This window comes from Thiomonas sp. DCM-2, assembly GCF_056820905.1.
Map to the genome: position 1 here is coordinate 482,269 of NZ_CM165962.1, position 24,113 is coordinate 506,381.

Genomic DNA, 24,113 nt, shown 5'->3' on the forward strand with positions numbered 1-24,113 from the left:
TCGACATGGCCAGTTCTAGCGTGGCACAGCAGGGCAAATACGGCGACCTTGGTCGTCGCCTGTTATTCCTGCTTGGCGCACTGGTTGTCTACCGGATCGGGGCGCACATCCCGGTGCCAGGTATCGACCCGACGCATCTGCAGCAATTGTTCAAAAACAATTCAAGCGGCATACTCGGCCTGTTCAATATGTTTTCCGGAGGCGCTCTCGCGCGCTTCACGGTGTTCGCGTTGGGGATCATGCCGTATATCTCGGCATCGATCATCATGCAGTTGTTGACCTATGTTGTGCCTTCACTCGAAGCCTTGAAAAAGGAAGGTGAGGCGGGTCGGCGCAAAACCACGCAATACACCCGTTATTTCACTCTCGTTCTGGCGCTGTTTCAGTCCTTTGGCATTGCCGTGGCCTTGCAGGCGTCGCCTGGATTGGTGATCAATCCTGGAATCGGGTTTCAGTTGTCTGCTGTGTTGACCCTGACCTCGGGCACCATGTTCCTGATGTGGCTCGGTGAACAGATCACTGAGCGTGGCTTGGGCAATGGGATTTCGATCATTATTTTCTCTGGCATTGTTGCTGGCTTGCCCTCGGCGATCGCTGGTTTGATGGAGTTGGTCAGTACGGGTGCGATGAGTGTGCTGGTTGCCCTTTTTGTTCTCGCCATCGTGATTCTCGTCACCTATTTTGTCGTCTTTGTCGAACGCGGCCAGCGAAAGATTCTGGTGAATTATGCGCGGCGTCAGGTCGGCAACAAGGTCTACGGTGGCCAGAGCTCGCACTTGCCGCTCAAGTTGAACATGGCTGGTGTGATCCCGCCGATTTTCGCTTCCTCCATCATTTTGCTTCCGGCAACTGCAGTGAGCTGGTTTGGCGCTACCAAGGGAATGGGTTGGCTGAAAGATGTTGCGGGTGCCCTCTCGCCAGGTCAGCCTCTCTACATTCTGCTGTACGCAGCCGCAATTATTTTCTTCGCGTTCTTTTATACCGCGCTGGTGTTCAACAGTCGAGAGACTGCAGATCAGCTCAAAAAGGGCGGCGCCTTCATTCCGGGTATTCGTCCGGGTGAGCAAACGGCCAAGTTCATCGACAAGGTGCTCATGCGGTTGACATTGGTTGGTGCAATCTACATTACACTGGTCTGCTTGCTCCCTGAGTTTCTGGTATTGAAATACAATGTGCCATTCAGCTTTGGTGGTACTTCGTTGTTGATTATTGTCGTGGTAACGATGGATTTTATGGCGCAAGTCCAGGCTTATGCCATGTCGCATCAATACGATGCACTGCTCAAAAAGGCCAATTTCAAATCTGGCTTGGGCGGCGCACGTTAACGGAGTGTTATGTCCAAGGACGACGTCATTCAAATGCAGGGCGAGATTCTCGAAAATCTCCCCAACGCAACCTTCCGAGTCAAGCTGGAAAACGGTCACTCGGTGCTCGGTCACATTTCCGGAAAGATGCGCATGCATTACATCCGCATTCTTCCCGGCGACAAGGTCACCGTCGAGTTGACACCCTATGATTTGTCACGTGCCCGGATCGTTTTCCGCGCCAAGTAAGAGTAAGAGAGGATCATCATGAGAGTGAGCGCATCAGTCAAAAAAATGTGCCGTAACTGCAAAATCATCCGGCGCAAGGGCGTTGTTCGCGTGATTTGCACAGACCCACGCCACAAGCAGCGTCAGGGTTGAACCCACATAATTTTTGAAGTTCGAGGTATTCAATGGCACGTATTGCTGGTATCAACATTCCGCCACAACAACACTCCGAGATTGGCCTGACGGCGATTTACGGAATTGGCCGCACGACAGCGCGTGCCATTTGTGATGCTTCTGGTGTTCCTTACAACAAGCGCATCAAGGACCTGACCGACACCGAGCTTGAAAAGGTGCGGGATGCAATCGGCAAGCTCACCATCGAAGGTGATCTGCGTCGTGAGATCTCGGTCAACATCAAGCGTTTGATGGACCTGGGTTGCTACCGTGGCTTTCGTCATCGCCGAGGTTTGCCGGTTCGCGGCCAGCGCACGCGCACCAATGCACGCACGCGCAAGGGCCCGCGCAAGGGCAGCATCTCGCTGAAGAAATAAGTAAGGATCCAAGCAAATGGCTAAACCATCCACTCAGAACAGCGCTGCTCAACGGGCCCGCAAGAAAGTTCGGAAGAACGTGTCCGACGGCATTGCGCATGTGCATGCGTCGTTCAACAACACCATCATCACGATCACAGACCGTCAGGGCAACGCGTTGTCCGCTTCCTCTTCGGGAGCGCAAGGCTTCAAGGGATCGCGCAAGTCCACGCCTTTTGCAGCGCAGGTTGCAGCCGAACAGGCTGGGCGTGTCGCTCTCGAATACGGCATCAAGAATCTGGAAGTGTTCATCAAGGGCCCGGGCCCCGGTCGCGAATCTTCGGTTCGTGCATTGAACAATCTGGGCATCAAGGTTACCCTCATCGAAGACGTCACCCCGATTCCACACAACGGCTGCCGCCCGCCGAAGCGCCGTCGCGTCTGATGTCGACGCGTTGATGCTCATGGTTTTCCATCGCAACGCAACGCATCGCTGATTCAATTTCACCTGCTCGCTCGGCTTGCCATCCGGTTGGCGGCTGAGCGTGTTTTCGTTAAGCCCACTGCCCGACCTTGTCGGGCTCCCATGCAATGAATGGCATGGCAGTATTGAAAGGAATTCCAAGTGGCTCGTTTTATTGGTGCCAAAGGCAAACTGACACGCCGCGAAGGTGCGGATCTCTTTCTCAAGAGTGCGCGCCGCGGTATTGACTCCAAGGTCAAGCTGGAAACCAAGCCCGGCCAGCATGGGCGCACATCGGGTGCCCGCACCTCCGACTATGGCAAGCAACTGCGTGAAAAGCAGAAGGTCAAGCGCATGTACGGCGTGCTCGAACGCCAGTTTCGTCGGTACTACGAAGAAGCTCAGCGCCGCTCCGGGAACACGGGTGCCAACTTGCTGGGTTTGCTGGAGTCGCGTCTGGACAATGTGGTCTACCGGATGGGCTATGGCAGCACCCGCGCCGAAGCCCGGCAATTGGTGAGCCACCGCGCCATTACCGTGAATGGCAAGTTGCTGAACATTCCTTCCGCGCAGGTGAAGGCTGGCGACGTGGTTGCCGTGCGCGAAAAGTCACGCAACCAGGCGCGGATCCAGGAGGCGGTGAAACTGGCCGAGTCCAATGGATTTCCTGAGTGGGTCCAGGTTGACGCCGCCAAGATGGAAGGCGTGTTCAAGAAATCGCCGGATCGCGACGCCTTTGCGAGCGATATCAACGAGTCGCTGATCATCGAGTTGTATTCCCGCTGATCTTTTTTGTTTGTCATGCCTTGGTCCTTGCCAGGGCGTGTTTGTGTCGCGCCGGTTCCGGCGGCGACTGCTCACCTCGGCCTTATCCGCGTAACGAGCGGAGGGTATTGAACAGGAAGCCTCATGCAAACAGCACTACTTCGCCCCAAATCGATTCAGGTTGAATCGCTCGGCCACAACCGGTCCAAGGTCGTTCTTGAACCGTTCGAGCGTGGCTATGGACATACTCTCGGCAACGCGTTGCGTCGTGTGATGTTGTCGTCGCTCGTCGGCTATGCCCCGACGGAAGTCAGCATCAACGGGGTGCTCCATGAGTACTCCGTGGTCGACGGCCTGCAGGAAGACGTGATCGGCGTGCTGCTCAATCTCAAGGGTGTGGTCCTCAAGTTGCACAACCGGGATGAAGTCACCCTGTCACTGCGCAAGGAAGGCGAGGGCGTGGTGACTGCTGCCGACATCCAGACACCGCATGACGTGGAGATCATCAATCCGGATCATGTGATCGCGCATCTGTCGCAGGGTGGCAAGCTCGACATGCAGATCAAGGTGGAAAAGGGACGCGGCTATGTGCCCGGCACCCTGCGCAATTACGGTGACGAAGGTGGCAAGAGCATCGGACACATCGTGCTGGATGCGTCGTTCTCTCCCGTGCGGCGCGTGAGTTACGCCGTGGAGAGCGCGCGCGTGGAGCAACGGACCGATCTGGACAAGCTGGTCATGGAAATCGAGACCAACGGTGTCATCAGTGCCGAAGAGGCGATTCGTTCTTCTGCCCGCATTCTGGTGGAGCAGCTGTCGGTGTTTGCCAGCCTGGAAGGTGCCGAAACCACCGAGGCGACCGAAGCTGCTGCTGGCGCGCAGACCTACGACCCGATCCTGCTGCGCCCGGTGGATGAGCTTGAACTGACCGTGCGCTCGGCCAACTGCCTCAAGGCCGAGAACATCTACTACATCGGTGATCTGATCCAGCGCAGCGAAACCGAGCTGCTCAAGACCCCGAATCTCGGCCGTAAGTCCTTGAACGAAATCAAGGAAGTGCTGGCAGCCCGTGGCTTGACCCTGGGCATGAAGCTCGAGAACTGGCCGCCCAGCGGCCTGGACAAGCGCTGATTCACAGATTCATTCAGATTCGCCGGATGGAGTATCCGGCAGTGCAAGGCCAGTACCTGATCCGGCTGGCCCTCATTCATAAAGAAAGGAAAGCACCATGCGTCACGGAAACGGACTTCGCAAACTCAATCGCACCTCCAGCCATCGCAAGGCCATGTTTCGCAACATGGCCAATGCGCTGATCGAGCATGAGGCCATCAAGACCACGCTGCCCAAGGCCAAGGAATTGCGCGCCGTGGTCGAGCCGCTCATCACCCTGGGCAAGAAACCGTCTCTGGCCAACCGTCGTCTGGCATTTGACCGCCTGCGCAATCGCGACTCGGTGACCAAGCTGTTCAACGTGCTCGGGCCGCGCTACGAAACCCGTCCGGGTGGCTATACCCGCACCTTGAAATTCGGCTTCCGCGTGGGCGACAACGCGCCGATGGCGTTGATCGAACTGGTCGATCGCCCCGATGTGGATGCAGCGCCGGTGGAAGACAAGTCGGAGTAAGGTGACGGCTTCTCTGCCCCTCCAACCTGCCCAGAACGCCAGCACCTGCTGGCGTTTTTTCATTGGAGCGCGGCAGATTGCACGGCCGCCCCGTAGCATCTCCTGCCATGCCAGATTTCCTGCCTCACGTCGCGCCAGAACCCGCCCCGGCTTTGCTGGAGCTCGATGCCGTGCACAAGCGCTACGGCCAGTTGCAGGTCGTGAATGGCCTGAGCTTGCGTCTCAAGCCCGGGGAGTGTTACGGCATCATCGGCCCCAATGGGGCGGGCAAGACCACCACGATTCAGCTTTGCCTGGGCCTGGCCAAGCCGGACAGTGGACGCATCCTGCTGATGGGCGAGCCGGTGCCGGACAACGCGCGGCGTGCCCGCTTGCACGTGGGTGTGGTCACGCAGTTCGACAGCCTCGATCCCGATTTCACGGTCGAAGAGAACCTGATGGTGTTCGGGCGGTATTTTGGATTGCGCGACGCCGAGCTGCGGCCGCGTCTGCCGCAGTTGCTGGCGTTTGCTGCGCTGGAATCCAAGGCGAAGGCACGCATCAGCGAGCTGTCCGGCGGCATGCGACGGCGCCTGAGTCTGGCGCGTGCCCTGGTCAACGACCCGGACCTGATCTTTCTGGACGAGCCGACCACCGGGCTCGATCCGCAGGCGCGGCACCTCATCTGGGAGCGGCTGAAGGTGCTGACCGCGCAGGGCAAGTCGCTGTTGCTGACGACCCATTTCATGGACGAGGCCGAGCGGCTGTGCCATCGCATCCTGGTGCTCGATCACGGCCGCCGCATTGCAGAAGACACGCCGCGTGCGCTGATCGCCGCGCAGGTCGAGGCCGAAGTCATCGAGATGGACGGTGAGGGCCTGGACACCGCGGAGCAACTGCTGCGTCCGCTGGTGCAACGCCTGGAGCGCAGTGGAGACGGCCTGTTCGCCTACACCAACCACGCGGCGCCGGCACTGCATGCGCTGGAGGCGCTGTCGGGTCTGCGTGTGATCCATCGCCGGGCCAATCTGGAAGATGTCTTTCTCAAACTCACCGGGCGACAGTTGCGCGACTGAGTCGCCCTGGCCCAATACCGTCCCGCCCATGTCCCTGCCCACCATCACAGAGCGACGCCGATTGCGCTTCTTCCCCATCTGGCAGCGCAATTTTCTGGTCTGGAAAAAACTCGCCATACCCAGCCTGGTGGGCAATATCGCCGAGCCGCTCATCACCCTGGTGGCCTTTGGCTTTGGCGTCGGGTCACTGATCGGTCAGGTGCATGGCGTGCCCTATATCCAGTTCTTGGCTTCAGGTGCGATCTGCATGAGTGTGATGATGGCGGCCAGCTTCGAGGCGTTGTATTCGGCGTTCTCGCGCATGCATGTGCAAAAGACCTGGGATGCGATTCGGGTGACGCCCACATCGCTGGACGATGTGCTGCTGGGCGAACTCACCTGGGCGGCGAGCAAATCCATGCTCAGCGGGGTGGCCATCCTGGCAGTCATCGTGTTGCTGGGGATCAGCCGGCAGTGGACTCTGCTGCTGGCCTTGCCGCTGCTGTTGCTCACCGGGCTGGTGTTCTCGGCCATTGGGCTCATCGTCAATGCCAAGGCGCGCGGCTATGACTTTTTCACCTATTACTTCACATTGGTTCTCACGCCGATGACCTTCTTGTCGGGTGTGTATTTCCCGCTGACTGCGCTGCCGCTGCCTTTGCAGTGGCTGGCGCAAGTGCTGCCCTTGCATGCCGCGGTCGAACTGGTGCGCCCATTGTTCTTCGGCCAGTTCGACGCAAAGGGAGGGCTGCATCTGGCCGTGCTGGTTCTCGATCTGCTGGTGGCGTGGTGGCTGGCGCGCACACTCACGCAGCGGCGTTTTCGGGCGTGATTGTGTGCCCGTGTGCGACGCAGGGCAATTCCCGACGGATTCAAATATGACTCAAGACTTATATTTTGCTGTTCGCCGCAGCGCGTGCCGACCCACAGTGTCAGGTTCGGGAGCGTCGGCCGACGACACAACAACTCAAAGGAGACGGTTCATGCCCGATCGCGCCACATCCACCCCGCACCACGCACGATACTGGGTGCTGCTCGCCCGCCTGTTGCTCGGCGTTTCCATGCTCTGGGCCGGGGTGCTGCTGCCTGCGGCGCAAGCGCAGCAGGGCGACTTCCTGCCGCCGGACGAGGCGTTCCAGTTCACCGCCAAGGCGCAGGATGCCAAGACCGTGCTGCTGCAGTTCAAGGCGCACCAGGGTTATTACATGTACCAGGAGCGATTCCATTTCGAATCGCAGACCCCGGGAGTGGACCTGGGCAAGCCCGGCTTTCCACCGGCACATGTCATTTTCGACAAGAACCTCGGCCATGACGTGGCGCATTACCGCGATCTGGTGTCCATCCCGCTGCCCGTGCTCAAGGCACCGGCCACGTTCAAGATGCTGGTGACCTATCAGGGCTGCGCCGACGCAGGGCTGTGCTATCCGCCGATCGAGAAGCTCGCCACGGTGAGCCTGAGTGGTTTTGGTGGCAATGGAACGGTCAGCATTTCCGAGCCGGATGCGCAAGGCGGCGCAGCCGCGCCCGTGGCGGGCAGCAACGGCGCCAGCGGACTGGTTGCCGGCTTGATGGGGGCGGCAAGCGGGGCAAGGGCAGCGTCCTCACCCGCAGCGGCTTCCGCGCCGACGGCTTCTCGGGCTGATGTGCCCGCGGCGTCTGCATCGTCATCCGCCGTGGCGCAGGGCGGCGAGTCGTCGCGCATCGGCGCGGCGCTGGCATCAGGCAGCCTGCTGACCATCGTGCCGATGTTTTTGGTGTTCGGGCTGCTGCTGGCGTTCACGCCCTGCGTGCTGCCGATGATCCCGATTCTGTCGAGCATCATCGTCGGGCAGGGCGAGAAGGTCTCGCGCGGCAGAGGGTTTGCGCTGGCCGTGGCGTACTCGCTTGGCATGGCCGTGGTCTACACCGCGTTCGGCGTGGCGGCCGGTCTGCTGGGCCAGGGGCTGGCTGCGTCGCTGCAGAACCCGTGGGTGCTGTCGGTGTTCGCGCTGCTGCTGGTGGTGTTGTCGCTGTCGATGTTCGGCTTCTATGAACTGCAGGTGCCCAGCAGTCTGCAGAGCAAGCTGTCCTCCACGTCGGACAAGATGCAGGGCGGGCATTTTGCCGGGGTATTCATCATGGGCGGCATTTCCGCGCTCATCGTCGGGCCCTGTGTGGCCGCGCCGCTGGCCGGTGCGCTGCTCTACATCAGCCAGACCGGCAACGCGCTGATCGGCGGCGTGGCGCTGTTTTCGCTGGCGGTGGGCATGAGCTTGCCGCTTCTGCTGGTGGGCCTGGGCGCGGGCACGCTGCTGCCACGGGCTGGCGGCTGGATGGACGGCGTCAAGGCGTTCTTCGGTGTGCTCCTGATCGCCACTGCGCTCTACATGATCGCCCCGGTGCTGCCGACCTGGCTGCTGATGGCGTTGTGGGCCTTGCTGCTGCTGGTCAGCGCCAGCTATCTGCGCGCGTTCGACAGTCTGCCACTGGACGCTTCTGGCTGGAAGCGGCTGTTCAAGGGCTTTGGCGTGGCGCTGGCGGTCGTGGGCGCCATCCTGCTGGTCGGACTGGCGGCGGGCAACCGCAATCTGCTGCAGCCGCTCGCAGGCCTGGGCGGTGGCGCAGGCCCCGTGGCCGCAGCGCCTGCGGTGCAGTTTCAGCGCATCAAGACCGTGGCCGATCTCGACCGCGTGGTGGCCAGCAGCACCAAGCCGGTGATGCTCGACTTCTATGCCGACTGGTGCGTGTCGTGCAAGGAAATGGAGCACTTCACCTTCACCGACCCAGCCGTGGCGCAGCGCCTGGCCGGGTTTACGCTGCTGCAGGCGGATGTGACCAAGAACACCGCCGAAGACAAAGAACTGCTCAAGCGCTTTCAGCTCTTCGGCCCGCCGGGCATCATCTTTTTCAAGGACGGCAAAGAGGTCGGCCGCGTGGTGGGGTTCGAGGACGCCAAGACGTTTTTGGCGTCGATGCAGCGCGCGGGGGTTTGAGGGGCGTGTTCAGCGCGGTGGCGTCAGGCCGCGCGCAGCGCAGACGCTGTCGATCCAGTGCTGCCAGATGGGATTCGGTGTCCAGATGATGCGCATCGGCCAAGCTGCCTGTTCCTCCGGTTCGCCTCTGACCAGTCTGCGGTACAGATAGACGAAGGCCGAGGCCCGCATGTTCTTGGCACAGTGCAGCCAGACGGGCTGATCCCCCAGCGCGGCCATCACGCCGACGAACTGCTCGAAGTGCCGCAGCTTCGGCCCATCCCAAGCGACTGGAATCTGCACATAGTTCATCCCCAGCGCAGTCACCCGCTCGGCCTCGCCGCTCAACGCATTGCTCGACGTGGGCAGCGCCAGGTTGATGACTGTTGCGATGCCCAGGCCAGGCAGGCGCGCAATGTCGGCGGCACTGAGCTGACCCGAGCACCACAGTCCATCAAACACCTGCACTGTGCTCTCGGCGTCCATGCGGGTCGCTGGAGCCTCGCTCATGCCGCCGTGACCTCCACCAGACAGTCATAGAAGCATGGCCCGGCGCCGAGGTCGGTCAGACGCTGGTGGGTGAGGGTGTTGAGATTCTTGCCATCGGGGCTGTGCTTGCGCCACCAGATGCCCAGGCCCACGACCTGCCTGGGGCGGGTGCGAGGAGTGATGCGTGCCTGCAGCTGCACGCTGCCGCGGTCGTTGTGCACGATGACGGCAGCGCCGTCGGCGATGCCGCGCGCTGCCGCATCCTGCGGGTGGATCAGCAGCGCGGGCGCGCCTTCGCTGGCGCGCAAGCTGTCGACCGCGCCGAAGCTGGTGTTGAGGAAGTTGCGCGCCGGCGGCGAGATCATCGCCAGCGGATACCGCGCGGCCAGTTCCGGCGTGGTGTCTGCGCATTCATACGGCAGCAGCACCGCGGGCAGCGGGTCGCGCCCGGCGTCGGCCTCGCGCTGCGACCAGAATTCGCACTTGCCCGAGGGCGTGGGAAAGCCGCCGTGCGCGAACGGCGCGGGCGCGCCGGGCAGCTTCGCCCAGCCGTCGCGCTGGACCTGCTCCCAGGTGATGCTGCCGTTGCGCGGGTCGGCGGCGATCGCCTGCGCGGCGATCTGCGCATCGGTTTGGGCAAAGCAGGGGTCGGTGAAGCCCATGCGCGCGGCGAGCAGACGGAAGATGTCAGTATTCGGCTTGGCCTGCCCGAGCGGGGCGATCGCGGGGTTGTTCGCCAGCCAGTAGCGGTGGCCGTAGGCCTTGTGCACGTCCAGATGTTCGAGCTGGGTGGTGGCCGGCAGCAGGATGTCGGCGTAGTCGGCGGTGTCGGTCTGGAAGTGGTCGAGCACCACGGTGAACAGGTCGTCGCGGGCAAAGCCGCGCCGCACCTTGTCGCCGTCGGGCGCGACCGCCAGCGGGTTGCTGTTGTAGACGATCACCGCCTCGATTTTCGGGCCGAATTCGGGTGAGGATGCGCGCAGCAGGTCGTCGCCGATGGTCACCATATTGATGGTGCGCGGGGTGCGCCCGGCCAGCAGATCGGGGCGCTCCAGCGCCGCGGTATCGACCTTGAAATGGTTGGAGCTCGACATCAGCAGCCCGCCGGCGGCGTGCCGCCACGCGCCGACCAGCGCAGGCAGGCAGGCGATCGCGCGCACCGCGTTGGCGCCGCCGCGCACGCGCTGCAGGCCGTAGTTCATGCGGATCGCCGCCGGGGACATGGTGCCGTAGTTGCGCGCGAGGGCGCGGATCTGCTCGACCGGCACGCCGCACACCTGCGCCGCGCGCTCGGGCGGCCACTCCAGCGCCCGCGCCTTGAGCGCATCGAAACCGACGGTGTGGCGCGCGATGTAGTCGTGGTCCAGCCAGTCGTGCGCGATGAGCTCGTGCATCAGCGCGTACGCCAGCGCCGCGTCGGTGCCCGGGCGCAGTTGCACATGGTCGTGGCATTTTTCCGCGGTGTCGTTGCGCCAGGGGTCGATGCACACCAGCCGGGCGCCGTTGCGCTTGGCTTGCTGCGCGTAAGTCCAGAAATGCAGATTGCTGGTAATGCTGTTGCTGCCCCAGATGAGGATGAGCTGGCTGTGCGCGAACTGCTCCACATCCATGCCGAGCTTGCCGCCGATCACCGCGTTCAGCCCGGCCTCGCCCGCGGTCGAGCAGATGGTGCGGTCGAGCAGGCTGGCGCCGAGTTTGTGGAAAAAGCGCGCGGCCATGCTCTCGCCCTGCACGAAGCCCAGGGTGCCGCCGTAGGAGTAGGGCAGGATGGCCTGCGGGTCGCGCGCGGCAATGGCCTTGAGCCTGGCGGTGATGGTGTCCAGCGCTTCGTCCCAGCTGATGGGAGCGAACTGCCCGCTGCCCTTGGGGCCGACACGCTGCATCGGCTGCAGCAGCCGGCCCGGGTGGTAGGTGCGCTCGGTGTAGCGTGACACCTTGGTGCACAGCTTGCCGTGGGTGGTGGGGTGGTCGGGGTCGCCGCGCACGCTGATGGCCACACCGTTTTGCACCGTGACCAGCAGCGCGCAGGTGTCGGGGCAGTCGTGCGGGCAGGCAGCGCGCACCACGGTCTCCAGTGGTGGGGGGGCGAGGTCAGGCATGGCGGATCTCCGGAGCAGGGCAGTGGGCGGCAATCAGTGCGCACCGCCCTCTGAAAGTGTAGGCGGCAATCCCGTTTGCGTGATGTGTGGTTGACAAACCGCCGGGAATCAGAAATAGTACGACCGTTCGTTTTTTAATCCTGCATTCCCCAGCCCTCCGTTCCACATGAATCCCAGCCGCCCCACTGTTTCTGCACGCCGCGCGCCGCGCAAATCGCCTGCAGGCCAGCCAATCATGGAAAGTCTGGCGAAAACCTCCGTGCCTGAAGCAGGCGCGCCAAGCGGCTCGGCCAAGGGACGGCAGACGCGGCAGGCGATCATCGACTGTGCGCTGCAGATGGCCGGGCGCATCGGCCTGGAGGGGCTGTCCATCGGGGTGCTGGCCGATCGCATGGACATGAGCAAGTCGGGCGTGTTCGCGCACTTCGGCTCGCGCGAGGACTTGCAGATCGCGGTCATCCGCTCCTATCACGACCAGTTCGAGCAGGAGGTGTTCTATCGCGCCATCGCGCAGCCCCGCGGCATGCCGCGACTCGCGGCCATGGTGCAGCGCTGGCTGCAGCGGGTGAGCGTGGAAATGGAGACCGGCTGCATCTACATCTCCAGCGCGGTGGAGTTCGACGATCGCCCTGGCCCGGTGCGCGAGGCGCTGGTGGCGATGATCCAGACCTGGCACGATGCAGTGCGCCGCGCCATTGCCCAGGCGATCGAGTGCGGTCATCTGAAGGCCGACACCGACCCGCAGCAATTGATGTTTCAGATCCACGGCTACATCCTGGCGCTGCACCACGACGCCCGGCTGCTGCGACTGCCCAACAGCCTGGCGCTGGCCTGCCGCAGTCTCGATGCCCTGCTGCGCGCGCAGGCCACACCCGCTGGACTGGCGCTGCTCACGCCCTGCCAGGCGCATGCATCCCAGGCGGCGCAGGGCGATGTGGCGCACTGAGCCGCTCATAGAACCGTTTTGTCATCCATCCGAATTCCAAGGAGATCCCCATGCCCCAATACACTCCGCCGCTGCGCGACATGCAGTTCGTCATGCACGAGGTGCTCGATGCGGTCGGCACCCTCAAGACGCTGCCGCCCTATCAGGAGGTCGACGCCGATCTGATCAACCAGGTCTGCGAAGAAGCGGGCAAGTTCTGCAGCGAGGTGCTGCAGCCGCTCAACGCCAGCGGCGATATCGAAGGCTGCCACTATGACGTGCAGTCGCATGCCGTCACTACACCCAAGGGCTTCAAGTCTGCGTGGGATCAGTTCGTGCAGGCCGGGTGGACCGCGCTGACTGCCGACCCGCAATACGGTGGGCAAGGGCTGCCGCACCTGGTGGGCAGCGCGGTGCATGAAATGCAGAACGCGGCCAATCAGGCCTGGACCATGTACCCCGGCCTGACGCAGGGCGTGGTCGAGCTGCTGACCGCGCACGGCAGCACCGAGCAGAAAGACCTGTACCTGCCCAAGCTGGTGGCGGGGCAGTGGACTGGCACCATGTGTCTGACCGAGCCGCACTGCGGCACCGACCTGGGTCTGATCCGCAGCAAGGCCGTGCCGCAGGCCGACGGCAGCTATCGCCTGAGCGGGCAGAAAATCTTCATCTCCAGCGGCGAGCACGATCTGGCCGACAACATCGTGCACATGGTGCTGGCCAAGCTGCCGGACGCGCCCGAGGGCAGCAAGGGCATTTCGCTGTTCATCGTGCCCAAGTTCGTGCCGACGGCCGACGGCAAGGTGGGCGAGCGCAATGGCATTTTCTGCTCGGGCATCGAGCACAAGATGGGCATCCATGCCAACTCCACCTGCCAGATGACCCTGGAAAACGCCACCGGCTGGATGGTCGGCGAGCCCAACAAGGGCCTGGCGGCGATGTTCGTGATGATGAACGGCGCGCGGCTGGGCGTGGGCATGCAGTCGCTGGGGCTGACCGAAGTGGCGTATCAGAACGCACTGGCCTACGCCCGTGACCGACTGCAGATGCGCGCGCTGTCCGGCCCGAAGGCGCCGGACAAGCCGGCCGACCCCATCCTCGTCCACCCGGACGTGCGCCGCATGCTGCTGACCGCCCGCGCCTGGGCCGAGGGCGGTCGCTTTCTCGCCTACTGGGTGGCGCTGCTGCTCGACCAGGCGCTGCACCATCCCGATGCCGAAAAGCGCAAGGATGCGGACGATCTGGTGTCGCTGCTGACCCCCATTGTCAAGGCCTTCATCACCGACAACGGCCTGCAGGCCACCAACGAGTGTCTGCAGGTGTTCGGCGGGCATGGCTACATCCGCGAATGGGGCATGGAACAGTACGTGCGCGACGCGCGCATCAACCTCATCTACGAAGGCACCAACACCATCCAGTCGCTCGACCTGCTGGGCCGCAAGGTGCTGATGGACGGCGGCGCGCGCATGCGCAAGTTCGGCAAGATCCTCACCGACTTCATCGAGGAAGAGGGCGTCAACGAAGCCATGCAGGAATTCATCAACCCCATGGCCGACCTGGCCGACAAGATGCAGAAGCTCACGATGGAACTGGGCATGAAGGCCATGACCAACAAGGACGAGGTCGGCGCCGCTGCCGTGCCCTACCTGCGCGTGGCCGGGCATGTGGTGTTCTCCTACGCTTTCGCCCGCATGGCGCAGGTGGCGCTGCAAAAAATTGCCGCGGGAGACGCTTCACCCTTCTACCAGGCCAAGCTGCAGACCGCACGGTTCTACTTCGCACGGCTCTATCCGGAATCGGCCGCGGCCATTCGCATGGCGCGCAGCGGCGCCAAATCCCTCATGGACACCGAGGCGGTGTTCGCCTGATTCTTAGAAGGAACCGCAATGACTCAAACTCTTCCTGTCCGCAAGGTTGCGGTGCTCGGCGCCGGTGTCATGGGCGCGCAGATCGCCGCGCACTGTGTCAACGCCCGCGTGCCGGTCGTGCTGTTCGATCTGCCCGCCAAGGATGGCAACAAGAACGGCATCGTCGACAAGGCGGTGGCCAATCTGAAAAAGCTCAGCCCGGCGCCGCTGGGCGATGTGGCCGAGGCCGGTCTGATCACCCAGGCCAATTACGACACCGACCTCGCATTGCTGCAAGGCTGCGATCTGGTGATCGAGGCGATTGCCGAGCGCATGGACTGGAAGCACGAGCTGTACAAGAAGGTCACGCCGCATCTGGACGCCAACACCATCTTCGCCTCCAACACCTCGGGGCTGTCGATCACCGCGCTGTCCGAGGGCTTTGGAGACGATCTGCGCAAGCGTTTCTGCGGCGTGCATTTTTTCAACCCGCCGCGGTACATGCATCTGGTCGAGCTCATCCCGACCGCGCAGACCGACGGCGCGATTCTCGACCGGCTGGAAACCTTCCTCACCACCACCCTGGGCAAGGGCGTGGTGCGCGCCAAGGACACGCCCAACTTCGTCGCCAACCGCGTGGGGGTGTTCTCCATCCTGGCGGTCATCAGGGAAGGCGAGAAATTCGGCCTGGGCTTCGACGTGATCGACGACCTCACCGGCTCCAAGCTCGGCCGCGCCAAGAGCGCGACCTTCCGCACTTCCGACGTGGTCGGCTTGGACACCATGGCGCACGTCATCAAGACCATGCAGGACACCCTGCCGCTGGACAAGGACCCGTTCGCTGCGCTCTACGCCACGCCGCCAGTCTTGCAGACCCTCGTGGCCAACGGCGCGCTGGGGCAGAAAACCGGCGCCGGGTTCTACAAAAAAGTCGGCAAGGACATCCTCAAGTTCGACCCGGCCAAGGGCGACTATGTGCCCAGCGGCGGGAAGGCCGACGACATCGTCGTGCGCATGCTCAAGAAGCCCGCGGCCGAGCGCTTCAAGCTGCTGCGCGAGTCGAGCAACCCGCAGGCGCAGTTCCTCTGGAGCATTTTCCGCGACGTCTGGCATTACGTCGCATTGCATCTGGGCGATATCGCCGACAACGCGCGCGACCTCGACTTTGCCATCCGCTGGGGCTTTGGCTGGAACGAAGGCCCGTTCGAGAGCTGGCAGGCCGCAGGCTGGAAGCAGATTGCCGACTGGATCAGCGAAGACATCGCCGCGGGCAAGGCGCTGTGCAGCGCGCCGCTGCCGGCGTGGGTGGGCCAGGTGGACGGGGTGCACAAGCCTGAAGGGTCGTATTCCGCAGCGAAAAACGCCTTTGTCGGCCGCTCCAGCCTGCCGGTGTATGCACGGCAGGTGTTTCGGCAGTCGGTGCTCGGCGAGAACGCGCCCGAGCCGCTGAAGTCCGGCACGACCGTGTTCGAGGACGAATCGATCCGGCTGTGGACCGCGCCCGGCGCGGACGATGTGCTGGTGGCCAGCTTCAAGACCAAGATGAACACCATCGGCCCGGGCGTGATCGCCGGGTTGCACAAGGGCATCGCGCTGGCCGAGGCCGGCTACAAGGGCCTGGTGGTCTGGCAGCCCACCTCGCTGTCGGGCGGGCCGTTTTCCGCCGGAGCCGATCTGCAGTCGATGATGCCGGCCTTCATGGCAGGCGGCCCCAGGGCGATCGAACCCGAGGAAAAGAAACTGCAGGACCTGATGCTCACCCTGCGTTATGCGCAAGTGCCCACGGTGGCCGCGGTCTCGGGCATCGCGCTGGGCGGCGGCACCGAATTGAGCGTGTACTGCGCGCGGCGCGTGGCGCACTTCGAGAGCTATATGGGCCTGGTCGAAATGGGTGTGGGGCTGATTCCGGGTGGCGGCGGCCTGACCTACCTTGCCCGCCGCGCCGCAGAAGAGGCCAAGGGCGGCGACATCCTGCACTTCCTCAAGACCTATTTCCAGGCGGCGGCGATGGCCACGGTCGGCAAGTCGGCGCTGGAAAGCCGCAACCTCGGTTACCTGCTGCCGTGCGATGCCATCGTGATGCACGGTCACGAGCTGCTGCATGTGGCCATTGCACAGGCGCGGGGCATGGCGGATTCGGGTTACCGCCCGCCGATTCCAGGGCAGACCTTCCCGGTGCTCGGCCGCAATGGTGTGGCCACCATCCAGGCGCAGCTGGTCAATCTGCGCGACGGTGGCTTCATCTCGGCGTACGACTTCGAGATCGCCAGCCGCATTGCCACCGTGCTGTGCGGCGGTGATGTGGAAGAGGGCGCGCAGGCCGACGAAGCCACGCTGATGGCGCTGGAACGCAAGCATTTCTGCGAATTGCTCGGCCAGGCCAAGACCCAGGAACGCATCATGGGCATGCTGCAGACCGGCAAGCCGGTGCGCAACTGATCCCGCCACCAGGAGAACAACATGAGCAAACAAATCCAGGACGCCTACATCGTTGCCGCAACGCGCACGCCGGTCGGCAAGGCCCCGCGCGGGATGCTGAAGAACTACCGATCCGACGATCTGCTGGTGCATGTCATCCGCGCCGCGCTGGCGCAGGTGCCCAGTCTCGATCCCAAGCTGATCGAGGATGCGATCATCGGCTGCGCGATGCCCGAAGGCGATCAGGGCATGAACGTGGCGCGCATCGGCGCGCTGCTGTCTGGACTGCCCGACACCGTGGGCGGCGTGACCATCAACCGCTTCTGCGCCTCGGGCATCACCGCGATCCAGATGGCAGCCGACCGCATTCGCGTGGGCGAGGCCGATGTGATGATCGCCGGCGGCACCGAGAGCATGAGCCGGGTGCCGATGGGCGGTTTTCATCCCAGCTTCAACCCGTCCATCTTCGCCAACAACGAACACGTGGGCATTGCCTACGGCATGGGCATGACCGCCGAGAAGGTGGCGCAGCAATGGAAGGTCAGCCGCGAGGAGCAGGACGCGTTTGCGCTGGCCTCGCACCAGAAGGCGCTGGCCGGGCAGGCTGCGGGTGAATTCAATGAGGAAATCACCCCGCTGGACATTGTGGAGAAGTTTCCGCGCCTCGGCACCGCGGAGGTCGACATCAAGACCCGCAAGATGACCGCAGACGAAGGTCCGCGCGCCGACACCACGCTCGAAGCCCTGGCCCGACTCAAGCCGGTGTTTGCCGCCAAGGGCAGCGTGACCGCGGGCAACAGCTCGCAGACCTCCGACGGTGCGGGTGCGCTGATTCTGGTCAGCGAGAAGATTCTCAAGGCCTTCAATCTTGTGCCGCTGGCGCGCTTCGTCAGCTTCGCGGTGCGCGGCGTGCCGCCCGAGATCATGGGCATCGGCCCGAAGTTCGCCATTCCCGCGGCGCTGGAAAAGGCCGGGCTCAAGCTCGACGACATCGGCTGGATCGAGCTCAACGAGGCCTTTGCGGCGCAGTCGCTCGCGGTGGTCAAGGATCTGGGCATCAACCCCGAGGTCCTCAACCCGCTGGGCGGTGCCATTGCCTGGGGCCACCCGCTGGGCGCCACCGGCGCGGTTCGTGCCGCCACCGCGATTTACGGCATGCGCCGCCGCAAGGCCAGATACAGCATGGTGACCATGTGCATCGGCACCGGGCAGGGCGCCGCCGGCATTTTCGAGAACGTCTGAGATCAGCGCCAATCGGGAGACAAGGCATGGGTTCAATGCTTGTGGAGTTGCGCAGCGGCGTGCTGCACATCGTGTTCAATCGCCCGGAAAAGAAGAACGCGCTCACCCTGGCCATGTACGAGGAGGCGAACGCCGCTTTCGAGCGCGCCGCCAGCGATGCGGAGGTCAAGGCGGTGCTGATTGCGGGCGAAGGGGGCAGCTTCACCGCAGGCAACGATCTGCAGGACTTCGTCTCCAATCCGCCGCAGGGCGAGGACGCGCCCGTGCTGCAGTTCCTGCGCCATCTGGCCAGCCTGGACAAGCCGCTGGTCGCTGCGGCACAGGGGTTTGCGGTCGGCGTAGGCACCACGCTGCTGATGCACTGCGATCTGGTCTATGCGGCTGACGACGCGCAGTTCGTGCTGCCTTTCGTGCAGCTTGGGCTGTGCCCCGAGGCTGCATCCAGCCTGCTGCTGCCGCAGATTGCGGGCTACCAGCGCGCGGCGGAAAAGTTGCTGCTCGGTGAGCCGTTCGACGCGGCCGAGGCCCTGGCGATGGGGCTGGTCAACCGCGTGCTGCCTGCGGATGATCTGCGCGCGTTTGCCGTGGCGCAGGCGGAAAAGTTCTCCCGGCTGCCCGGCCCGTCGGTGCGCGCGACCAAGCGCTTGCTCAAGGGGCTGGGCGACCAGGGGCCTCAGGCGGTGCTGGCGCGCATGCGCGCGGAAGAGGCGCTGTTCCAGGCCCTGCTGGGCGCGCCCGCGGCCCGCGAGGCGATGATGGCCTTCTTGCAGAAGCGCAAGCCGGATTTTTCAGCGCTTTGACGACACGGGTGACGGCTGCCGACCTGGGGGTCAAGGAAACCTGGGGCGGCCCTGCGTTTCCTCGAGAGCCGTTCACTGCCGCCGCGTGGCATTCCCGACCAGAGTGCTGCACCCTCACCCCGCGCAGCACGACAGCTGGCTCACGTCCTTGGTGAAGGTCTGCGCCGCGAGCTTGAGGCCTTCGACCATGGTGAGGTAGGGAAAGAGCTGATCGGCGAGTTCCTGCACCGTCATGCGATTGCGGATGGCGAGCGCGGCGGTCTGGATGAGTTCGCCTGCTTCAGCCGCGACGGCCTGGACGCCGAGCAGTCGCCCGCTGCCGGCCTCGGCGACCAGCTTGATGAAGCCGCGGGTATCGAAGTTCGCCAGCGCCCGCGGCACGTTGTCCAGAGTCAGCGTGCGGCTGTCGGTCTCGATGGCTTGCAAACGTGCCTGCGCCTCGCTCAGGCCGACCGTGGCAACCTGCGGGTCGGTGAATACCACCGCGGGCATCGTGGAAAGATCGAGTCTGGCGTCGCCGCCGAGCATGTTGTTTGCCGCGCGCGTGCCACCAGCGGCTGCCACATAGACGAACTGGGGCTGATCGGTACAGTCGCCTGCGGCGAAAATGTGCGGCACATTGGTGCGCAGATGATCGTCCACCGCAATGGCACCATGCGCATCGACCTGCACGCCCGCTGCCTGCAACTGCAGGTCGCGGGTATTGGGCGCGCGCCCTGCGGCCACCAGCAGACGCTCGGCGCAGATCGCGCCCTGCTCGGTTGTCAGGGTGAACACGCCATCGGCATGCGCCACCGCGCTGGCCTGGGTGTGGGTGTGCACGGTGATGCCCTCGCCGCGCAAGGCTGCGGTGAGCGCTGCGCCGATTGCCGGATCGTCTTGCGAGAGCAGCGTGCTGCGCGCCAGAATGGTGACCTGGCTGCCCAGCCGGGCGAAGGCCTGCGCAAGCTCCACGGCGACCACGGAGGCGCCGATGACCGCCAGGCGAGGCGGGATGGCGTCACTCTCCAACGCCTCGGTCGAGGTCCAGTACGGGGTGTCACGCAGCCCGGCGATCGGGGGGATCGCGGCGCTGGCGCCGGTGGCGATGAGGCAGCGGTCGAAGACAACTGCCTGCTCGGTGCCGTCGTGCAGGGCCACGGTCAGGCTGTGAGCATCCCGAAACCGTGCGCTGCCGCGCAGGGTGGTGATGCCCGGTTGGCCTTCTAGGATGCTTTCGTACTTGGCGTGCCGCAGTTCCGCCACGCGCCCCTGCTGCTGAGCGAGCAGCTTGTCGCGCAGGATGGACGGAGCCGTGGCGGAGATGCCTGCGTCGAACGGGCTTTCGCCCCGCAGGTGGGCGATGTGCGCGGCGCGGATCAGGATTTTGGACGGCACACAGCCCACGTTCACGCAGGTGCCGCCAATGATGCCGCGCTCGATCAGCGTGACCTGCGCACCATCGGCCGCGGCGCGGATCGCAGCAGCCATTGCCGCACCGCCGCTGCCGATCACGGCGATGCGCAGGCCGTGGCCCGCAGCGGCGCGTCCAGCCTGCCCGGTGTCGCCGGCCAGACCCTGTGGAGGGCGGAGCGTCTGTGTTGTCAGCCGGGCCGAGTAGCCAGCCTTGGCGACGGCGGCAGCCATTGCGTCCAGCGACACCCCGGCATCGGCCAGCACCTGCGCGATGCCCTGGGGGTAGGACACCTGCGCGGAATGCACCCCCGGTAGATGCTCGAGGGTCTTGCTCACATGGGTCGCACAGGCGTTGCAGGTCATGCCGCCGATGTCGAACACGGCTCTGCGCGGAGGGCTGGCGAGGGACATGGGGCGCCTTACTGGGAGACGACCGAGGGATAGCCAGCGTCGGTCGTCGCCTTGATCAGGGCCTTGACGTTGGTCTTGGTGTCGTCAAAGGTCACCACGGCGTCCTTCCTGGCTTCGTTGACGCTGACTTTCTCCACGCCCGGAACGGCCGTGAGCGCCTTGTGCACCGTGATGGGACAGACGCCGCAGGTCATGCCGGGCACGGCGAGTGTCACGGTCTGCACTGCGGCCCAGGCCGGCGCGGTGAAGGCCAGGCTGAGGGCAAGGGAGGTCAGAAGTTTGTTCATGATGTGTCCTTTCAGTAAAAGAGGGGAGCGACGAAGGGGAAAGACAGAGCGACGACGATCAGCGCGGCCACGACCCAGAACAGCAGCCTGTACGTGGCGTTGACCTGAGGAATGGCACAGACCTCGCCGGGCTTGCATGCTGCAGGCGCCCTGAACAAGCGGCGATAGGTAAGGAGCAGCGCGACCAGTGCCACGCCGATGAAGATCGGCCGGTAGGGTTCGAGCAGGGTCAGGTTGCCGATCCACGCGCCGCTGATGCCCAGCGACAGCAGAATCAGCGGCCCGAGGCAGCAGGTGGAGGCCAGAATGGCCGCGAGTCCGCCGGCGAACAGCGCACCGCGGCCCTTGGGCTGCTGGGAGGGATGGGATTGCGACATGCTGAAACTCCAGGGCATTGACGATGACGGCACTTTAGGGCCGTACCAAAGTCCGGAGTCAAGCGGTGTTGCGTCATGGTTGACAGGCCCATGGGGCCTTTGCGCGGCATGCGCAATCAGGTGTTGCGCGGTTTGCCGTGCAGCGCCTCGATCAAGGGGCAGGACAGGGCGCCATGGCTGGAGCCGCAGGCGCGAACCATCTGGGCCAGGGCCGATTCCATGCGCTTGAGGTCGGCGAGCTTGGCACGCACATTCTGGAGCTTGCGCTCGCCCAGTTCGCGGGCCTGGTCGCAATGCATGCCGTCGTCGAGCTGGAGCAGGCCCGCGATCTCAACCAGACTGAAGCCCAGGCGCTGGGCGGACTTGATGAATTGCAGGCGCGCGATGTCGTCTGGCCCATAACGGCGCACACTGCCCTGCGGTCGATCGGGTTCGCTCAGCAAGCCCTTGCGTTGATAGAACCGGATGGTCTCGACATTCACTCCAGCGGCCCGGGCGACCGCGCCGATGGTCAGGCCATTCGAGGGCGTTTGCATCGTCTTGTCTCCAGTCCGTGTTCCAGAAGCTCTGGTGAAATTGCCATTTTCGCTGCCGCGTCAGACCCCGCCTGCATAGCCATTCTGCCGCCACGCCTCGAAGACCGTCACCGCCACGGCATTCGACAGATTCAGGCTGCGCTGCCCCTGGCGCATCGGCAGGCGCACGCGCTGCTGCGGCGGAAACTGCGCGCGCACGTCCTCCGGCAATCCGCTGGTCTCGGCGCCGAACACCAGCCAGTCGCCCGGCTGGAAACGCTGCTCGCCGATCAGTTGACTGCCCCGCGTGGTGAACGCGAACAGGCGCTCGCGGGGCGGCTGCGCGGTCTGCACGAACTGGGTCCAATCCGCGTGAATCTGCATGCTGGCGTATTCGTGATAGTCCAGCCCCGCGCGGCGCAACTGCCGGTCTTCCACCGTGAACCCCAGGGGTTCGATGAGGTGGAGGCTGCAGCCCGTGTTGGCGCACAGGCGAATGATGTTGCCGGTGTTGGGTGGAATTTCCGGTTGAACCAGTACGACGTGGAACATGGGTTTGAACGGAGGAATCAGGGTGCGGGGTCGAGCGGCGTGCGCAGGGCGACAGCCACTCGCACGGTGGTCGCACCCTGTTGCAGCAGCACCTGGGTCGCCTCGGCCAGTGTGGCGCCCGAGGTCATGACATCGTCCACCAGCAGCACGGACTTGCCATCCAAGCGGGTCTGGCAGGCATAGGCGCCCCGGATATTGCGCTTGCGGGCGTCGAGCGGCAGCTTGCTCTGCGCGATGCCCTGTCGCACCCGCTGCAGGGCATGTGGATCTGCAGGGCGATCCAGCCACTTTGCAATGCGCCGGGCCATCTCCCATGCCGGGTTGAAGCCGCGTTCGCGCAACCGCTCGCGCGAGAGCGGAACGGGCAGGATGCGATCGGGCAGTGGCAGCCCGGCATCCAACCAGCGTGCACCGAGCAGATCGCCAAACCAGCGCCCGATGGCGGGCTCGGCGCCGAACTTCATGCGCAGAATGAATTGATCGTTCGGAAAGCGGTAGTCGCCCAGGGTCAGCGCGCCGACCCACCGCGGGGGATGGAGCAGGCAATGGCCGCAGATCTGCCCATCCTGTGCAACGCCCACGCCACAGCGCGGGCAGCGCGGGCGCAGTGGCAGGTCCTGCTGCAGGCAGGCGTTGCACAGCGGCTGGCTGCTGCGGGCCTCGCAGTGCGCGCAACGACCGGGCCACAGCGTGGACCAGCGCGAGGCAGGCAAAATAGGGCGCTCGAGTGCAGGCATCGCCGCACTATATCGCCCGCTCGCGCGGTATCGCTCCTCAATTTGCCCTGGCCGATGGATCGCCCCGATCAATTCCTTGCCGCGCAACAGCAAGCCCGCTGGCTGGCAGCCGCCGCCTGCGCGCGCGACCGGCTGGCACGGCTTCCTGCGCCCTTCATCTGGCAGGAGGCGGCGCGGCGCATGGCCGAGCGTCTGCCCCTGCTCCGCATGCAGGCACGACGCGTGCTCGATGCCGGCTGCGCCTGGGGCGATGGCCTGGCTTTGCTTCATCAACAGTATCCGCAAGCGCAGATCCTCGGCTATGAACCTTCTCCGCTGCTGGCGCAGGCTGCAGCAAGACGCTTTGCACGCTCGGGCTGGGCGCGCTGGTTCGGGCGGCAAAGCATGGTGCAGGTGCAGGCGGTGGACGCTGCAGACCCTGAATACCCCGCGCAGGCCGATGTGCTGTGGTCCAACCTCTACCTGGATTGGCAGCGCGATCGCGCGCCGGTTCTGGCCGCGTGGCGGCGACAGCTCCAGCCCGAGGGCGCACTGTTTTTCACCACGTTTGGCCCGGACACACTCAAGGAACTCGCCGCAGTCTGCCGCACCATTGGCTACGACTCGCAGCCGATGGCCTTCACCGACATGCACGACCTCGGGGATGAACTGATTCAGGCGGGCTTTGCCGATCCGGTGATGGACATGGAACTGGTGCGCATGACCTGGGCGTCCGCACAGGCCGCGCTGCTGGAGTTGCGCGCGCTGGGCGCGGTGCCGCATGCGGCGCATGCCCCGGGGTTGCGGACGCCCCGCGCCTGGAAGCGACTGACGGACGCGCTGGAGGCCACGGCGGGAGCCGACGGCCGCATTTCCCTGACATTCGAGTTGGTTTATGGCCACGCATTCCGCCCGCGCACCGAGCGCGCGCAGGCCGGTCAGGCCGCTTTCGATGTCGAACAATTGCGCAACACTGCGCGTCAACCCGGATTGCCGAGAGGTCGGCGTCTGGACTAAAAACCTGTGACCGTTTGTCGCAGTGAGTGTCTGCAACATTCATGGATCAGAATGTAACTGCGTCATCTTGATCTCACGCAAAATAGAGTCAAGTGATCTGCAGAATCGCGATGCGACATGGTGT

The 24,113-nt window shown here is 64.2% G+C and carries 25 protein-coding genes; 17 read left to right on the top strand and 8 right to left on the bottom strand.

What is annotated here, in order from left to right; genetic code table 11:
• Nucleotides 1-5 precede the first annotated feature (5 nt).
• From secY to dsbD, 11 genes are all read left to right on the top strand, one after another.
• Nucleotides 6-1,325: a preprotein translocase subunit SecY gene (gene secY, locus AC1ZQA_RS02430; protein WP_482678257.1), complete on the top strand. Its 1,320-nt coding sequence runs from the start codon at nucleotides 6-8 to the stop codon at nucleotides 1,323-1,325.
• A 9-nt stretch (nucleotides 1,326-1,334) separates the two neighbouring features.
• On the top strand, nucleotides 1,335-1,553 hold the full coding sequence (gene infA, locus AC1ZQA_RS02435; RefSeq protein WP_482678258.1) for a translation initiation factor IF-1: 219 nt from the start codon (nucleotides 1,335-1,337) through the stop codon (nucleotides 1,551-1,553).
• Nucleotides 1,554-1,571: 18 nt separating this feature from the next.
• Nucleotides 1,572-1,685: a 50S ribosomal protein L36 gene (rpmJ, locus tag AC1ZQA_RS02440; RefSeq protein ID WP_013106894.1), complete on the top strand. Its 114-nt coding sequence runs from the start codon at nucleotides 1,572-1,574 to the stop codon at nucleotides 1,683-1,685.
• Between the two features lie 32 nt (nucleotides 1,686-1,717).
• Nucleotides 1,718-2,083, top strand: a complete 366-nt coding sequence (gene rpsM, locus AC1ZQA_RS02445) for a 30S ribosomal protein S13 (RefSeq protein ID WP_482678259.1) — start codon at nucleotides 1,718-1,720, stop codon at nucleotides 2,081-2,083.
• A 16-nt stretch (nucleotides 2,084-2,099) separates the two neighbouring features.
• Nucleotides 2,100-2,507 (top strand): 30S ribosomal protein S11, encoded by a 408-nt coding sequence (gene rpsK, locus AC1ZQA_RS02450; RefSeq protein ID WP_482678260.1) that lies wholly within the window; start codon nucleotides 2,100-2,102, stop codon nucleotides 2,505-2,507.
• Nucleotides 2,508-2,687: 180 nt separating this feature from the next.
• The gene (gene rpsD, locus AC1ZQA_RS02455; RefSeq protein ID WP_482678261.1) at nucleotides 2,688-3,311 is read left to right on the top strand and encodes a 30S ribosomal protein S4; all 624 of its coding nucleotides are present in this window, start codon (nucleotides 2,688-2,690) and stop codon (nucleotides 3,309-3,311) included.
• 123 nt (nucleotides 3,312-3,434) lie between these two features.
• Nucleotides 3,435-4,421: a DNA-directed RNA polymerase subunit alpha gene (locus AC1ZQA_RS02460; RefSeq protein ID WP_482678262.1), complete on the top strand. Its 987-nt coding sequence runs from the start codon at nucleotides 3,435-3,437 to the stop codon at nucleotides 4,419-4,421.
• 97 nt (nucleotides 4,422-4,518) lie between these two features.
• Entirely contained in the window at nucleotides 4,519-4,914 is a 396-nt protein-coding gene (gene rplQ / locus AC1ZQA_RS02465; RefSeq protein WP_482678263.1) for a 50S ribosomal protein L17, read from the top strand.
• 107 nt (nucleotides 4,915-5,021) lie between these two features.
• Nucleotides 5,022-5,969, top strand: coding sequence for an ATP-binding cassette domain-containing protein (locus tag AC1ZQA_RS02470; RefSeq protein ID WP_482678264.1), 948 nt, complete (start codon nucleotides 5,022-5,024; stop codon nucleotides 5,967-5,969).
• Between the two features lie 28 nt (nucleotides 5,970-5,997).
• Nucleotides 5,998-6,780 carry an ABC transporter permease gene (locus tag AC1ZQA_RS02475; protein WP_482678265.1) on the top strand — a complete coding sequence of 261 codons (783 nt, stop codon included), beginning with the start codon at nucleotides 5,998-6,000 and terminating at the stop codon, nucleotides 6,778-6,780.
• Between the two features lie 151 nt (nucleotides 6,781-6,931).
• Nucleotides 6,932-8,920 carry a protein-disulfide reductase DsbD gene (dsbD, locus tag AC1ZQA_RS02480; RefSeq protein ID WP_482678266.1) on the top strand — a complete coding sequence of 663 codons (1,989 nt, stop codon included), beginning with the start codon at nucleotides 6,932-6,934 and terminating at the stop codon, nucleotides 8,918-8,920.
• 9 nt (nucleotides 8,921-8,929) lie between these two features.
• Here dsbD and AC1ZQA_RS02485 read toward each other — a convergent pair whose 3' ends face one another.
• Together AC1ZQA_RS02485 and AC1ZQA_RS02490 are read right to left on the bottom strand one after the other, a co-directional pair.
• Nucleotides 8,930-9,409, bottom strand: coding sequence for a protein tyrosine phosphatase family protein (locus tag AC1ZQA_RS02485; RefSeq protein WP_482678267.1), 480 nt, complete (start codon nucleotides 9,407-9,409; stop codon nucleotides 8,930-8,932).
• Nucleotides 9,406-11,487 (bottom strand): molybdopterin-containing oxidoreductase family protein, encoded by a 2,082-nt coding sequence (locus tag AC1ZQA_RS02490; protein ID WP_482678268.1) that lies wholly within the window; start codon nucleotides 11,485-11,487, stop codon nucleotides 9,406-9,408. The genes AC1ZQA_RS02485 and AC1ZQA_RS02490 overlap by 4 nt, the downstream gene beginning before the upstream one ends.
• A 235-nt stretch (nucleotides 11,488-11,722) precedes the next feature.
• Between AC1ZQA_RS02490 and AC1ZQA_RS02495 the strand changes: the two genes are divergently transcribed.
• Genes AC1ZQA_RS02495 through AC1ZQA_RS02515 form a run of 5 tightly spaced genes read left to right on the top strand, consistent with a single transcriptional unit; the run spans nucleotide 11,723 to nucleotide 18,719 of the window.
• Nucleotides 11,723-12,433, top strand: coding sequence for a TetR/AcrR family transcriptional regulator (locus AC1ZQA_RS02495; protein ID WP_482678269.1), 711 nt, complete (start codon nucleotides 11,723-11,725; stop codon nucleotides 12,431-12,433).
• A 50-nt stretch (nucleotides 12,434-12,483) separates the two neighbouring features.
• Nucleotides 12,484-14,280 (top strand): acyl-CoA dehydrogenase C-terminal domain-containing protein, encoded by a 1,797-nt coding sequence (locus tag AC1ZQA_RS02500; protein WP_482678270.1) that lies wholly within the window; start codon nucleotides 12,484-12,486, stop codon nucleotides 14,278-14,280.
• A gap of 18 nt (nucleotides 14,281-14,298) precedes the next feature.
• The gene (locus tag AC1ZQA_RS02505) at nucleotides 14,299-16,698 is read left to right on the top strand and encodes a 3-hydroxyacyl-CoA dehydrogenase/enoyl-CoA hydratase family protein (RefSeq protein ID WP_482678271.1); all 2,400 of its coding nucleotides are present in this window, start codon (nucleotides 14,299-14,301) and stop codon (nucleotides 16,696-16,698) included.
• A 21-nt stretch (nucleotides 16,699-16,719) separates the two neighbouring features.
• Complete coding sequence (locus AC1ZQA_RS02510) at nucleotides 16,720-17,919, top strand: acetyl-CoA C-acyltransferase (protein WP_482678272.1); 1,200 nt, start codon at nucleotides 16,720-16,722, stop codon at nucleotides 17,917-17,919.
• A gap of 26 nt (nucleotides 17,920-17,945) precedes the next feature.
• Complete coding sequence (locus tag AC1ZQA_RS02515; protein ID WP_482678273.1) at nucleotides 17,946-18,719, top strand: enoyl-CoA hydratase; 774 nt, start codon at nucleotides 17,946-17,948, stop codon at nucleotides 18,717-18,719.
• 114 nt (nucleotides 18,720-18,833) lie between these two features.
• On the opposite strand, the gene merA is transcribed toward AC1ZQA_RS02515, so the two are convergent.
• From merA to AC1ZQA_RS02545, 6 genes are all read right to left on the bottom strand, one after another.
• Nucleotides 18,834-20,525: a mercury(II) reductase gene (merA, locus tag AC1ZQA_RS02520; protein WP_482678274.1), complete on the bottom strand. Its 1,692-nt coding sequence runs from the start codon at nucleotides 20,523-20,525 to the stop codon at nucleotides 18,834-18,836.
• A gap of 8 nt (nucleotides 20,526-20,533) precedes the next feature.
• Complete coding sequence (merP, locus tag AC1ZQA_RS02525) at nucleotides 20,534-20,812, bottom strand: mercury resistance system periplasmic binding protein MerP (protein ID WP_482678275.1); 279 nt, start codon at nucleotides 20,810-20,812, stop codon at nucleotides 20,534-20,536.
• An 11-nt stretch (nucleotides 20,813-20,823) separates the two neighbouring features.
• Entirely contained in the window at nucleotides 20,824-21,189 is a 366-nt protein-coding gene (merT, locus tag AC1ZQA_RS02530) for a mercuric ion transporter MerT (protein ID WP_482678276.1), read from the bottom strand.
• Nucleotides 21,190-21,305: 116 nt separating this feature from the next.
• Nucleotides 21,306-21,725: an Hg(II)-responsive transcriptional regulator gene (gene merR, locus AC1ZQA_RS02535; protein ID WP_482678277.1), complete on the bottom strand. Its 420-nt coding sequence runs from the start codon at nucleotides 21,723-21,725 to the stop codon at nucleotides 21,306-21,308.
• 60 nt (nucleotides 21,726-21,785) lie between these two features.
• Nucleotides 21,786-22,256, bottom strand: a complete 471-nt coding sequence (gene trmL, locus AC1ZQA_RS02540) for a tRNA (uridine(34)/cytosine(34)/5-carboxymethylaminomethyluridine(34)-2'-O)-methyltransferase TrmL (RefSeq protein WP_482678278.1) — start codon at nucleotides 22,254-22,256, stop codon at nucleotides 21,786-21,788.
• A 17-nt stretch (nucleotides 22,257-22,273) separates the two neighbouring features.
• The gene (locus AC1ZQA_RS02545) at nucleotides 22,274-22,993 is read right to left on the bottom strand and encodes a ComF family protein (RefSeq protein ID WP_482678279.1); all 720 of its coding nucleotides are present in this window, start codon (nucleotides 22,991-22,993) and stop codon (nucleotides 22,274-22,276) included.
• Between the two features lie 54 nt (nucleotides 22,994-23,047).
• On the opposite strand from AC1ZQA_RS02545, the gene AC1ZQA_RS02550 reads away from it, so the two are divergent.
• Nucleotides 23,048-23,989: a methyltransferase domain-containing protein gene (locus tag AC1ZQA_RS02550; protein ID WP_482678280.1), complete on the top strand. Its 942-nt coding sequence runs from the start codon at nucleotides 23,048-23,050 to the stop codon at nucleotides 23,987-23,989.
• The last annotated feature ends 124 nt before the right edge of the window (nucleotides 23,990-24,113 follow it).